At 55.3% G+C, this 13,809-nt stretch carries 11 protein-coding genes; all 11 read right to left on the bottom strand.

Annotation, left to right across the window (positions count from 1 at the left end):
- Window positions 1-14: 14 nt before the first annotated feature.
- The 11 genes from CAP48_RS10630 to CAP48_RS10580 all read right to left on the bottom strand — a co-directional run bounded on the left by CAP48_RS10630 (window position 15) and on the right by CAP48_RS10580 (window position 13,706).
- Window positions 15-518 carry a Fe-S cluster assembly transcription factor gene (locus CAP48_RS10630; RefSeq protein WP_100696277.1) on the bottom strand — a complete coding sequence of 168 codons (504 nt, stop codon included), beginning with the start codon at window positions 516-518 and terminating at the stop codon, window positions 15-17.
- 315 nt (window positions 519-833) lie between these two features.
- Window positions 834-1,325, bottom strand: a complete 492-nt coding sequence (locus CAP48_RS10625) for a low molecular weight protein-tyrosine-phosphatase (RefSeq protein ID WP_014750521.1) — start codon at window positions 1,323-1,325, stop codon at window positions 834-836.
- A gap of 283 nt (window positions 1,326-1,608) precedes the next feature.
- Window positions 1,609-2,616: an LLM class flavin-dependent oxidoreductase gene (locus CAP48_RS10620; protein ID WP_100696275.1), complete on the bottom strand. Its 1,008-nt coding sequence runs from the start codon at window positions 2,614-2,616 to the stop codon at window positions 1,609-1,611.
- A 262-nt stretch (window positions 2,617-2,878) separates the two neighbouring features.
- Window positions 2,879-3,646: a tRNA (guanosine(37)-N1)-methyltransferase TrmD gene (gene trmD / locus CAP48_RS10615; RefSeq protein ID WP_100696273.1), complete on the bottom strand. Its 768-nt coding sequence runs from the start codon at window positions 3,644-3,646 to the stop codon at window positions 2,879-2,881.
- A complete protein-coding gene (gene rimM / locus CAP48_RS10610) occupies window positions 3,646-4,236 on the bottom strand; it encodes a ribosome maturation factor RimM (RefSeq protein WP_100696271.1) in 591 nt (196 codons plus the stop codon). The genes trmD and rimM overlap by 1 nt, the downstream gene beginning before the upstream one ends.
- A 446-nt stretch (window positions 4,237-4,682) precedes the next feature.
- Window positions 4,683-4,940, bottom strand: a complete 258-nt coding sequence (rpsP, locus tag CAP48_RS10605) for a 30S ribosomal protein S16 (RefSeq protein ID WP_100696269.1) — start codon at window positions 4,938-4,940, stop codon at window positions 4,683-4,685.
- 120 nt (window positions 4,941-5,060) lie between these two features.
- Window positions 5,061-5,300, bottom strand: a complete 240-nt coding sequence (locus tag CAP48_RS10600) for a sulfurtransferase TusA family protein (protein WP_100696267.1) — start codon at window positions 5,298-5,300, stop codon at window positions 5,061-5,063.
- 150 nt (window positions 5,301-5,450) lie between these two features.
- A complete protein-coding gene (gene alaS / locus CAP48_RS10595) occupies window positions 5,451-8,066 on the bottom strand; it encodes an alanine--tRNA ligase (protein ID WP_100696265.1) in 2,616 nt (871 codons plus the stop codon).
- 372 nt (window positions 8,067-8,438) lie between these two features.
- On the bottom strand, window positions 8,439-9,479 hold the full coding sequence (locus CAP48_RS10590; RefSeq protein WP_100696263.1) for a CDP-6-deoxy-delta-3,4-glucoseen reductase: 1,041 nt from the start codon (window positions 9,477-9,479) through the stop codon (window positions 8,439-8,441).
- Window positions 9,480-9,483: 4 nt separating this feature from the next.
- Window positions 9,484-11,811 carry a DNA topoisomerase IV subunit A gene (gene parC / locus CAP48_RS10585; RefSeq protein WP_100696261.1) on the bottom strand — a complete coding sequence of 776 codons (2,328 nt, stop codon included), beginning with the start codon at window positions 11,809-11,811 and terminating at the stop codon, window positions 9,484-9,486.
- On the bottom strand, window positions 11,811-13,706 hold the full coding sequence (locus tag CAP48_RS10580) for a DNA topoisomerase IV subunit B (protein ID WP_242444460.1): 1,896 nt from the start codon (window positions 13,704-13,706) through the stop codon (window positions 11,811-11,813). Before CAP48_RS10580 ends, parC begins: the two co-directional genes overlap by 1 nt.
- Between the last annotated feature and the right edge of the window lie 103 nt (window positions 13,707-13,809).

Here is a 13,809-nt window from a genome sequence, read left to right as displayed (position 1 = left end):
CTATACTCCACTAATTAAGCGATAACGGATGCCAGGGCATCAGGCGTTTTTTTCATTTGTACAACCGGGGAATCGGTCTGGTGTTCAAGCTGGCGCATGCGCTGCTGATCGACCAGATCCTGCAGGGAAACCGAATCCAGATAATCGACAACCGTGCGGTTTAGTCGGGTCCATAGGTCGTGCGTCATGCACTTGCCACTGAGCGACCCGTTTTTGCCGGTAGAACAGTCCGTCTTGCTGCCACAGCTGGTGGCATCGATTGGCTCGTCCACGGCGAAAATAATGTCTGCAATGGTGATATCGCGGGCGAACTTGGCCAGCGTATAGCCACCACCAGGCCCACGCACGCTGTCGACCAGCTCGTGACGACGCAGTTTGCCGAACAGCTGCTCAAGATAGGACAGGGAAATATTCTGTCGCTGGCTGATTGCCGCAAGTGTAATGGGCCCGCCATTCTGGCGCAGGGCGAGATCAATCATGGCGGTAACAGCGAAACGACCTTTTGTAGTAAGACGCATAGCGAATCCTTTGCCAATAAACCGAGTAATTTAGTCAAGTATAGCAAAATCCCTAGTAAATTACTAGGGATTAATGCGATGCAATAAAAGATGTTGCGCGAACGGCATGGGCAGGAGGGGAAAAGCCGGCTGTCTGACTCAACCGGGCAAATAGACAAACAGAGTGAAACTGTTTTCTGGCAGGATCAAGACGCATGCGACTGGTGCGTTACGGTCGCTGTACTCTATCCTGGTTGAGTATGACAGCTGCCTCGGCCGAAAGAGCCGACGCAGAACCCGGCCGCCCACACGCGTGGCCAGCCCGGGAGGACAGCGTTATGCTGCCTGGTACTGCTTGACGCGTTTACTGATTATTTCGAATACGCCTTGGCAGGCGTCTTCGAGATAATCGAGCATGCGCGTGAAACTGTCCAGACCCCCATAATACGGGTCTGGCACAGTCGCCTCTTCGTAATCGTTGGCAAATCGCATCAGCAGCATGAGTTTATGCTGCTGCGGTTTTGGACAAATTTGCTGCAGATACGAAAGATTATCCCAATCCATTGCAAGAATCAGGTCAAACTCCTTGAAATCATTGGGAGTGACCTGGCGAGCGCGGCACTGGGAAATATCGTAGCCGCGCTTTCTTGACACGAGCTGGGCACGACCATCCGGAGGATCACCAATATGGTAGTCCTGAGTTCCGGCCGAATCCGTCGTAATGGAGTCCTGCAAGCCCGCCTCTTCGACAAGGCGACGAAAGACCCCCTCCGCAGCGGGAGAGCGACAAATATTGCCCATGCATACAAAAAGAACTTTAGTGACCATAGCCATATAGTGTGATGGAAAACCCTAAGAAAGGCAAGAGTTATTTACGTTTCAATACGAGTTATATAGAGATTTTTTCTTAAAAATCAAGATGCTAAGACCCGTGAATTGAAACGCACGTAGATACTTAAATCATACACGCTTTAAATTCAAGTGAAAATAGCCCGTAGCCAAATATTTAGTGCAGAGCACAACTTTCACCCAACAAACGCACCAATTTGGTGCGTGTCGGTAAAATCGTTGCTGCAACGCACATAAAAAAAGAAAATAACAGTCCGCAGGGCTAAGCCGACTCGGCCCGGGCGTTCGGATTGAATAATGGCGCGGTAAGCTCCAGCGACCTGAGCCTGGCCTGCACATCGTAGATTCGCGAGGTAATCATCAGCTCATTGACGCCCGTTGCCTCAATGAAGCGCTCAATGCCATTTTGCACTGTTGCCGGAGCACCCACCATCGAATACGCCAGTTTCTGTTCGACACCGGCCTTTTCCATGGGCGTGACCAGGTCATCCAGATTATCTACCGGCCGTGGCATTTTGCCTGGCTTGCCGCGGAATAACTGAACCGATGCCAACTGCATCGAGGTATATTGAAAGCGCGCCTCTTCGTCGGTATCGGCTGCGATAACGTTAATACAGGCCATCGCATAGGGTTTTTCCAAGTAGGCAGAAGGCCGGAACATGGTGCGATAGACCGACAGGGCCGGCATCAGGTCAGTCGGTGCAAAATGCGAGGCAAACGCAAAAGGCAGACCCAGATGAGCCGCCAGCTGTGCGCTATACAAACTGGATCCGAGCAGCCACAAGGGAACACGCAAACCAGTGCCGGGCACAGCCCGAACCGCCTGACCCGGCCGCTCATCCTCAAAATACGCCTGCAATTCCTGGACATCTTCCGGGAATCGTTCTGCGGCAGCATGGATATCGCGGCGCAGCGCCCGTGCTGTCGTCATGTCCGTACCCGGGGCGCGCCCGAGGCCCAGATCAATCCTATCGGGATACAGCGAAGCCAGCGTACCGAATTGCTCGGCAATGACCAGCGGTGAATGATTGGGCAGCATGACGCCACCGGAACCGACCCGGATCGATTGGGTGCCGCCGGCAATAAACCCCAGCGCAACCGAGGTCGCCGCACTGGCAATTCCGGGCATATTGTGGTGCTCGGCCATCCAGAAACGGCGATAACCGTATTTCTCGGCAGTCTGGGCAAGGGCCAGCGAATGATGCAACGCTTCCCGGGTCGTTTCTCCTTCGTTGACGGGAGACAGATCTAATACGGAAAATGGAATCACAACAACCTCGCAAGAGTCTGGCGCCGCAACACTGTCGACGCACAAAAAAGGGATTGGCAGACATGCATGGACTGCATCAGGCTTTCAGCAACGCCTGTTGCCTGGCCTGCTGCCAATGAATCTGCAAAAAAATAGTTGACTAAGCAATAGTAATACAGGCAACAATAGCCAGCCGCAAAAACCCTGCCCGCTTCATGAGTGTCCGTTTCAGAACTGCCCGTTAGCGGTCTACAGGCTGAAGGACTCACTGGCGGCCTGTCCGCTACTGGGTCGGCGCCAGCGTTTGCAAAAATGCCTCATCTTCGCGGGTCAACCAGCCGTTTTGCCGGGCAGCAGCGATCAGATCCGGGCGGCGACGGGCCGTCAGCGCAAGCGAGGCTTCACGCCTGAAGCGCGCAATATTCTTGTGGTGACCCGAAGAGAGAACGGATGGCACCGGTACCCCATTGAACAATTCGGGACGCGTGTAATGTGGACTGTCCAGCAAGCCGGACAATGACGGCTGGAACGAATCCTGAATTGCCGAATCTGCTGTATGCAGCACGCTCGGCAGCAATCTGACCACTGCGTCCATGACCGCCATGGCAGGGATTTCCCCGCCCGAAAGCACGAAATCACCAAGGGAGATTTCTTCATCGACATATTGATCAATAAATCGCTGGTCAATACCCTCGTAGCGGCCGCAAAGTAACACCGCACCCGGTCGGGCAGCTAGCACCTGGGCAGCGCTTTGATCAAAGCGTCGGCCCACCGGACTCATCAGGATAACGGGCAATGGCGACAGTCCCTGGGCCTGCTGATGCGCGCGTGCGGCCATTAAGGCGCTCTCCAGCGGCTGGCTGAGCATCACCATGCCCGGCCCCCCGCCATAGGGTCGATCATCTACTGTGTGGTGTACATCTGTCGTGTAGTTTCGGGGATTCCACGTATTGAGAGACCAGATGCCCTGCCGATGCGCCCGCCCCGTAACACCAGAATCGCTCACCGCAGTGAACAATTCTGGAAACAGCGTGATAACGTCGAACCGCATCAGAAGTCCAATGGAAAGCAGGTAACAATGCGGCGCGCCGCGATATCCACTTGTGGAACGTGCTCGCTGACGAAAGGCACCAACCATTCCTGGACACGACCCCTGGCGTCGGCAATGGGTACTGGCTGGCCATGGGCATCAGCCTGATGCCGCGCTATACGCAAGACACCATGCGCGCCGTTATCCATCACCTCCAGGACAATGCCCGCGAGCTGGTCACTGTCTTGAAGAAAAACCTGGCAGCCGATCAGGTCAACCCAGTAGTATTCATCGTCGGGCGCCGAAGGAAACTGGCTGCGCGATGCAAATACCGATGTCCCCTTCATGGCTTCGGCCTGATCGCGATTATCCACACCATCGAGCGCAGCCACCAGGTCGGCACCCTGCTCGCGCACCCGTTTTGCACTGACCGGCTGATAGGCAGACAACAATTTGCCGTCGCGGGGCGAGACGCGCGCCAGCCACCACTGCTCGATATCCAGCAAGGCGCTGCGATCGTCCGAATAGGGCTGTATTTTCACCATCCCTTTGACGCCATAGGCAGACACAATGCGACCAAGCTCGACCAGATCTTCAGGTACCGCGCTCATTCCAGCTCCAGACAATAAAATTCAAATGTAAGACAAAAAAGAAATGCCCGCCAGCGCGATCGCGACAGGCCGCATCCACCCCGCCCGTCCTGCCCTTGCTCGGAACTGGACCCATCTGGGCATGGGGACTCGATGCCTTGCACGGTATCCGCATAATGCCACGAACCATGCCTGTAGAGAAGGTGCAAACGAGGTAATATAAACCGGAAGGCGTAACAGGATCAGCGTAAGCGAATCGGCACACACGCGACAACATCAAGCGCGACCGCATAAGCACCAATACATGCAGCACAAATGGCAAAGCCCCGGCATGAAGCCAGGGCCAGAGCCAGTACTTTTACCCGTTTGGCACAGGCATCAAGTAACGCCGACGCTTGATTCAAAAGCAAACCTTAAGCTTCAAGCAAAATCCGCTTTTGAATAAAGCCGCTTTGAACGCTTTGAATTTAAGCGTTGGTTACTTTTGCTGAGTGCTCTTTAACCAGACGTGCAACGGCGGGAGACAGCTGAGCGCCATTTTCAACCCAGTATGTAACGCGGTCAGATGCGATGCGCAGGGCTTCTGTGCCTTCTTTGGCAACAGGATTGTAAAAGCCGACGCGCTCAATGAAACGACCGTCGCGACGGTTGCGCGAATCGGCAGCAACCAGATTATAGAACGGACGTTTTTTTGAGCCACCGCGGGCAAGACGAATAACCACCATAGGTAGACCTTTGTGAATGAGTTCAGGAATTCTTAAAACAGAAGATGATAGCACCAATTGCCACCCGCTGCCAAGAAAATTCCACCAACCAGCCTGAAAAACCGAATTAAAACAACAGGTTTAGCGCCGTTGCAGGTAATGCACAGCACCCGTTTCGGTTTCTTCCTGCGACAATAGCGGATTGTGCGTCTGTTTGGAAAACGCCTGGAAATCCCGAATCGCATTACGGTCGGTCGTGATAATTTTCAGTACCTCGCCGCTTTGTATGGTTGCCAGCGCCTTTTTTGCCCGCAATATGGGTAGCGGACAGGTCAGACCCGACGCATCAACCACTTGTACAAACGCAACATCTTCTGACATAGCAATCCTTTTTTTGTTCGGCAGTCCCGCCGCCGCACAGCTTGCCGTTGGCGTGAGCCTACCCTTCACACCCATTGATTCACATTGACCGTAACCGTACCGTTGGGCCAGGCAAACCGGAAACGACACTGGGGCGCTTAACCGCTGCGGTTACAACCGCGCCTGAACCCACTCCTGAACACCGGCCACAACGCCGGGCAACGCCGCCGTATCTGTGCCGCCGCCCATGGCCATGTCGGGACGTCCGCCGCCTTTGCCGCCGATTTGCGCAGACACATGAGCGACCAGATCGCCGGCCTTGAGCTTACCGGTCAGATCGTTCGTCACGCCTGCCGCCACACTGATTTTACCGCCGCTTTCGGTTGCAAGAAGGACAATCGCGCTCTTGAGCGTGTTCTTCAGATTGTCGATCAAACCGCGCAGCGACTTGGGATCCGCGTTTGGAATGACAGCGGCCAATAGATGAACTCCCTTGACCTGCACAGCCTGGGCTGAGAGGTCTGCGCTGGATGCCGCGGCCAGCTTGGCCTTGAGGCGATCCATTTCCTTTTCTGCCGCACGCAATTGTTCCTGTTGCAGGCGGGTTCTTTCTACCAAATCTGCTGGGTTGCTTTTCAGTACGGCAGCGGCCTGCTGAACCGATGTATTAAGATCCTGCACCCAGCCCAATGCATTGTGCCCCGTAATGGCCTCGACACGGCGCACGCCCTCGCCCACGCCACTTTCGGAGACGATCTTGAACAGGCCGATATCGCCTGTGCGCACCACGTGGGTGCCGCCACACAGTTCGCGCGAAAAACCGATATCCAGCACCCTGACGCTGTCGCCATACTTTTCACCGAACAACGCCATGGCGCCACCGGCTACTGCGTCGTCGAACGACATGATGCGCGAGGCCACCTCATTATTGGCCAGCACTTCATTATTGACAATGGCTTCGACTTGCTGAATCTGCGCGGCGCTTACCGGCGCGCCATGGGAAAAGTCAAAGCGGGTTTTGTCCGGATCAACCAGCGAGCCGCGCTGCTGTACATGTTCGCCCAACACCTGCTTAAGCGCCTTGTGCAACAGGTGCGTGGCCGAGTGATTGCGCATGGTGTCCTGACGCCTGTCGGCGTCGACCTGCGCCTGCACCTGGTCGCCGACCTTGATGCTACCCAGGCTGACCGTGCCATGATGACCAAAGACATTTGCCTGGATCTTCTGTGTATCGACAACATCAAAGACCGAACCGAAGCCATTGAGCACACCGCTGTCACCGACCTGTCCGCCGGATTCGGCATAAAAAGGCGTATTGTCCAGCACAATGATGGCGTCCTGCCCCTCCTGGAGTGCATCGACAGCGGTCCCATCAACATACAAGGCCTGTACGGTAGCAGTGGTTTGCAAATGGTCGTAACCTTCGAAACGGGTTTGCGCGCCTTCGTATTGCAAGTTGGTTGCCACCTTGAACTTGCCGCTGGCCTTGGCTTGCGCTTTCTGGCGAGCCATCGCTTCATCGTAACCGGCCTGGTCGACACCAAAACCGCGTTCACGACAAACGTCAGCGGTCAGATCAAATGGAAAGCCGAAGGTATCATACAGCCGGAATGCCGTCTGCCCATCGAGTACGCCATCTTTGCCAAGGGCAGACAGCTCATCATTAAGGATGCGCATACCATTGACCAGGGTTTCCTGGAAGCGTACTTCTTCCTGGCGGATCACCGAAGACACGCGTTCGGCCGCCTTGGCCAGCTCGGGATACGCCTCACCCATTTGCTCGACCAGGTCATTGACCAACTGGTGGAAAAATGGCGTTGATTTGCCCAACTGATAGCCATGGCGCAGAGCGCGACGGATGATCCGGCGCAAGACGTAGCCGCGACCCACATTCCCGGGAATGACCCCGTCTACAATCATGAAACTGCAGGCGCGAATATGATCAGCAATAACCTTGAGCGAGTTGTTGGACAGATCTTCGGTGCCCGTTTCGCGCGCAGCGGCCTTGATCAGGCTTTGGAAAAGATCAATATCATAATTGGAGTGCACGTGCTGCAGTACGGCGGCAATACGCTCCAGCCCCATGCCGGTATCGACACAGGGGCGTGGCAGCGGGGTCATGTTGCCCTGCTGATCGCGCTCGAACTGCATGAACACCAGATTCCAGATTTCAATATAGCGATCGCCGTCTTCCTCGGGTGATCCGGGCGGGCCGCCCCAGACATCGGGTCCGTGATCATAAAAAATCTCCGAACACGGGCCACAAGGGCCGGTATCTGCCATTTGCCAGAAATTGTCGGACGCATAGCGTGCGCCCTTATTGTCGCCGATACGGATGATACGCTCGGCGGGAACGCCTATTTCCTTGAGCCAGATATCATAAGCCTCATCGTCCTCCTGATAAACAGTCACCCACAGCTTTTCAGCAGGCAGGCCATAGACGGTTGTGAGCAATTCCCAGCCATAGCGGATCGCATCACGCTTGAAATAATCGCCAAAGCTGAAGTTGCCCAGCATTTCAAAAAACGTGTGGTGCCTGGCAGTATAGCCGACGTTTTCCAGGTCGTTGTGCTTACCACCAGCGCGCAGACAGCGCTGCGAGGTGGTCGCCCGCGAATAGGCGCGCTCTTCCTTGCCGGTGAAAACATCCTTGAACTGCACCATACCGGAGTTGGTGAACAGCAAGGTAGGGTCGTTTCCCGGCACCAATGAAGAAGACGGCACAATGGCGTGGCCCTTCGATTCAAAAAAGTGCAGGAATTTCTGGCGGATGTCAGCGACTTTCATTGTAAGAAATGGAAGAAAAATTTGGTAACCCGTTATTATAAGGGGTCTTTTGAAGTTTGCGTGTGTCCCCGGCGTAAATAGTAAAGGAATGCGCGCAGCTACACACTAATGACCCCAATACGCCCGTTCCCAATCATTGAACACGAGTCGGCAAGTTTCGATCACCGACGAGACTTTCGCTATTGCGAGATTTTCATAAGAATGAGCTGAGCGGTTTACTATCCCTCGATTTGCAAAAAATGCATCAAAACGCTCAAAATTTGAAATCACCGCGGATGCCCTTCGGCCTGAGTACTCAATCTACGATTTGGATTAAAAAGAAGCGCTTCAACTTGAAGCGCTTCTTTCAATCAATCGTTGCCACATGCTGCGTCAGTTATGAATGGCGTCCGCTTCCGATGTAAACGAATCGGCAAAAAACTCGTCTTCGGGCAATCCGCAAAGACCGGTGTATTCGGTGTGGGCACTATTGACCACGATGGGCGCGCCGCAGGCGTAGACCTGATGCGCGGACAGATCAGGATAGTCCTGCATCACGGCCTTGTGCACAAAGCCGATTCTGCCCGTCCAGTCATCTTCCGGCGTCGCGTCTGAAATGACCGGCACATAGGTAAAGAAAGGCAGGTCACGCTCCCACTGCTGCGCCAGCTCATTCATATAGAGATCTTGCGGGCGTCGCCCGCCCCAGTAGAACGTCACAGGACGCGTAATGCCTTTTTCAATGATGTGTTCCATCATCGCCTTGATGGGCGCAAAACCGGTACCGCTGGCCAGGAAGATGACGGGCTTGTCGCTATCGTCACGCAGGAAGAATGATCCCAATGGTCCTTCCACTCGCAAAATTTCACGCACCTTCATTTGCGTAGCGCCAGCGCCAAACACATGGTCGGTAAATACACCGCCGGGCAGATGGCGGATGTGCAATTCTACAGGTTCCGTGCCATTGGGTGCAGTCGCCATGGAAAAACTGCGACGCCTGCCATCCTTCAGGATGAACTCAATATACTGCCCCGCGTAGTATCGAAAAGGCTCGGTTGCGGGCAATTGCAAACGAATTACCATGACGTCGTCGGTTTTTTTCTCCAGCGCCATCACGCGCGCCGGCATTTTGCGAATTTGGATGTCGCTGGCCATTCGCACTTCACGCACTTCAATATCCATGTCGCTGGTCGCATGCGCCTGACAGAACAAAGTATAGCCGTCGCTGATTTCCTCTGCCGACAGGATCTGTGCGGGAGCCGGGCCGGCCTCGAACGTGCCGCTCATCACTTTGCCCTTACAGGTAGAACACGAGCCGCTGCGACAGCTATAGGGCAGGACATAGCCGGCCGCAAGCGCAGCGTCCAGAATGGTCTGACCATCTTGTGTTTCGAATTGGTGGTTGCTGGGATGCACCGTCACTTTATATCCCACGACTTTACTCCTTGTTTGCCGCCATGACAGGCAGCAGTGTAATGTTTTTCATGCGCACTACGAACAGGCGCCCCTTGCGCGCGCGCTTGCCTATGTATTCGGTCAACGCCTGCAGCGACAAGGTATCTTCGGTTTGCTTGTTGCGATAGATTCCGGACACCACAATGCCGCCCTCGCCCACCGGAATGATTTGCGCCAGGCTATCGCTGGCATCAAGCGTCATCAATTGGGTACCGCGGCCACCGCCGGCAAGCGACTTGACGTCGCCCAGACCCACGATCAGGATTTTTCCTTTGGCGGTGTACATGGCAAGATGCGTACTGTTGGCAAAAACCGGAATCGGACGCAGCAAATGCTGTTCAGCCTCGAGCGTGACGAACTGTTTACCCGCTTTCTGGCGGCTTATCATATCAGACAGCTTTGTGATAAATCCCAGGCCATTGCTTTGCATCAGCAGCCAGCGGCTATCCGCGGCACCCGCAATGAAATGCGTGATCTGGGTTCCACGTGCCAGATCGACCATCGTGGTAATGGGCTGACCATCGCCGCGTGCAGAAGGAAGCGTTGCGACCGCCACGGAATAGACGCGTCCGTTGCTGCCCACTGCAATCAGTGTATCGGTGCTCTGACATTCGTAGGCCGCGTACATGCGATCACCGGTTTTAAAGCCAAACTGGGTATGGTCATGCCCATGCCCCTGGCGTGAGCGCAGCCAGCCTTTTTCCGACACAATCACCGTAACCGGTTCCTGTACGACGCGCGTTTCCAGCACGGCCCGTTCTGCCTCCTGAATGACAGTACGCCGCGGGTCGCCATATTTTTTTGCGTCAGCTTCAATTTCCTTGCCGATCATACGTTTGAGTGCCGACGGGTTGTCCAGCAGCTCCTGCAGTTTCTTCTCTTCATCACGCTTGTCATTGAGCTCCTGTTCAATCTTGAACCCTTCGAGCCTGGCCAACTGGCGCAGGCGCATTTCGAGAATGTCTTCGGCCTGTCTCTCGCTCAGCGAGAAACGCTCCATCAGGGCAGCGCGGGGCTCATCAGACTCGCGGATGGTCTGGATCACTTCATCCACATTCAGATACACCAGCATGCGGCCTTCCAGCACATGGATGCGATCGATGACCTTGTCCAGACGATGCCGCGTACGGCGTGTGACAGTCTGAGTACGGAACTGCAACCATTCTTCAAGTACGGTACGCAAATTGCGTTGCCGCGGACGACCATCGATGCCAATGCAAACCAGGTTGACCGATACCGTGCCTTCCATACTGGTCTGCGCCAGCAGCAAATTGACAAATTCGTTGCGATCGATGCGCGAGGACTTGGGCTCGAACACCAGCCGAACCGAAGCCTCCCGCCCCGATTCATCACGCACGGCATCAAGCATGGCCAGCATGGCAGATTTATTTGTCTGCTGATCGGGGGTCAGCGCCTTTTTGCCGGCCCGCACTTTGGGATTGGTGATTTCCTCGATTTCCTCCAGCACTTTCTGGCCCGAGGTATTGGGTGGCAGCTCCGTGACAACCAGTTGCCACTGGCCACGCGCCATCTCTTCAAACTCCCAGCGCGCCCTTGCCTTGAGCGAGCCTCGACCAGAGGAATAGATGGCCGCGATATCGCTGGCCGGCGTGATGATTTGCGCGCCGCCGGCAAAGTCGGGACCAGGAATCAGCGTATACAGTTCCTCATCGCTCATGCGCGGATGGCGCAACAAACTCACAGCTGCGGTCGCCACTTCCTGCAGATTGTGCGAAGGAATTTCAGTTGCCATTCCCACAGCGATACCCGAGGCGCCATTGAGCAACATGACAGGCAGACGCGCAGGCAGCATTTGTGGCTCCTGCTGGCTGCCATCATAATTGGGTACGAAGTCGACCGTGCCCTCGTCAATTTCACCAAGCAGTACATCGGCAATAGGCGTCAGGCGCGCTTCCGTATACCGCATTGCGGCGGCGCCATCGCCATCGCGCGAACCGAAATTGCCCTGCCCCTCGATAAGCGGATAACGCAATGTGAAGTCTTGCGCCATCCTCACCAGCGCATCGTAAGCGGCCTGGTCGCCATGCGGATGGAATTTGCCCAGTACATCACCGACAACCCGGGCCGACTTGACTGGCTTGGCGCCAGCCCGCAGGCCCATTTCGCTCATCGCATACAAAATGCGTCGCTGCACGGGTTTTTGCCCATCGCCGACATCGGGCAGCGCGCGGCCGCGCACGACCGAGACTGCGTAGTCCAGATACGCTTGCTCGGCATACAGGCCCAAGGTGATGGTTTCGTCGTCGGCAGGTTCTGCTTCAAACAGGTCCGTCTGGTCTTGATCACTCATTACACATCCACTTCCGCTAAATTACCTTTGTCTTCGAGCCAACTGCGTCGCTGCGCAGACTCGCCTTTACCCATCAGCATATTGAACATCTTTTTGGTTTCTTCAGATGTCAATTCGCCATATCCCACGGGCAACAGACGCCGGGTGTCCGGGTTCATTGTTGTTTCCCACAGCTGTTCGGCACTCATTTCGCCCAGGCCTTTGAAGCGGCTGATACTCAGACTGGCAGGTTTAACGCCATCCTTTTTCACCAGTTTTTCCTGGACCGCTTCCAGCTCTGATTCATCCAGGCAATACAGCTTACGTGCGGGGCGTTTACCCTGCGCCGGGACGTCTACCCGGAATAAGGGCGGTTTGGCAATAAATACAAATCCATTTTCGACCAACCTGGGAAAATGGCGATAAAACAAGGTCAGCAGCAATACCTGGATGTGCGAGCCGTCGACGTCGGCATCGGAAAGAATACAGATACGCCGATAGCGCAGCCCCGACAAATCGGGATTGTCGTTGGAGCCGTGCGGGTCCACGCCAATCGCAACTGCAATATCGTGAATTTCGTTGTTGGCAAACAGGCGGTCTTTGTCCACTTCCCAGGCATTGAGCACCTTGCCGCGCAACGGCAGGATGGCCTGGAACTCTTTGTTGCGACCCATTTTTGCGGAACCACCTGCAGAGTCGCCCTCGACCAGAAACACTTCGGTGCGGGTACTATCAGACGATTCGCAATCGGTCAGCTTGCCCGGCAAGACCGCCACGCCCGAACTCTTGCGCTTTTCGACTTTCTGCGCAGAACGGGTGCGAACCTGTGCCTGCCGGATTGCCAGCTCTGCCAGTTTCTTGCCGGCTTCCACATTGCTGTTCAGACGCAGCTCAAAAGAGGTTTTAGCAAAACCGCCAACCAGCCGCACGGCATCGCGATTGTTCAGACGCTCTTTGATCTGCCCCTGAAACTGCGGATCCAGGACTTTGGCCGAGAGCACAAAGCTGGCGCGGGAAAACACATCTTCGGGCAGCAGCTTGATGCCTTTGGGCAGCAGATTGTGCATTTCAATAAAGCTTTTGAGCGCCGTATAAAGACCTTCACGCAAGCCCGATTCGTGTGTCCCACCGGCAGAGGTCGGGATCAGGTTGACATACGATTCGCGCACCACCTGCCCTTCGGCGGTCCAGGCTACCGCCCATTCGGCGCCCTCACCGTCGGCAAAATATTCATGCGACTTATCGGCATACTGACTGTCGGCAAATACTGGCACCAGCAGTTCATCACCTGCCAGCGACTCGGTCAGATAACCGGTCAGCCCGCGTTCATAAAGCCATTTTTTTTGCTCGCCGGTTTTTTCGTTATTCAGAAGGACGGTAACCCCGGGCATCAGCACGGCTTTGCTTCGCAGCAAACGCAGTAGCTCGCTCATCGGGATCTGGGCCGTGTCAAAATATTTGGAATCCGGCCAGATCCGTACCCGTGTGCCGGTTTTCTTGCGTGGCACCGCATCGCCCCGCCGCGTCAACGGCGTCTCTACCATCCCGCCATCAGCAAATACCAGTTGGTATTCGCTGCTGTCGCGCCAGACCGTCACCTCCATCCGGGTCGACAAGGCATTGGTCACAGACACCCCGACGCCATGCAGACCGCCTGAGAACGCGTAGGCGCCACCCGCTTTTTTGTCGAACTTGCCCCCGGCATGCAGGCGGGTAAAGACGATCTCTACGACAGGGGCTTTTTCGTCGGGATGCATACCCACAGGAATGCCTCGACCGTCATCTTCTACCGTCACACTACTGTCAGTATTTACGGTAACGATAATTTGCCGGCCGAAACCGGCCAGGGATTCATCGGCGGCGTTGTCGATCACCTCCTGGATGATATGTAGGGGATTTTCCGTACGGGTGTACATGCCCGGGCGTTCGCGCACGGGCTCCAGTCCCTTCAGGACCCGGATGGATGCTTCGTCATAGCTTTGCTTAGCGGCCACGTGTTTTTCTCAATACTGTTCAAAA

It is taken from the genome of Advenella sp. S44, assembly GCF_002810445.1.
Classification (GTDB): Bacteria; Pseudomonadota; Gammaproteobacteria; order Burkholderiales; family Burkholderiaceae_B; genus Advenella.
The sequence above is the reverse complement of the archived record's forward strand: the minus strand, read 5'-3'. Positions and strand labels throughout refer to the sequence as shown.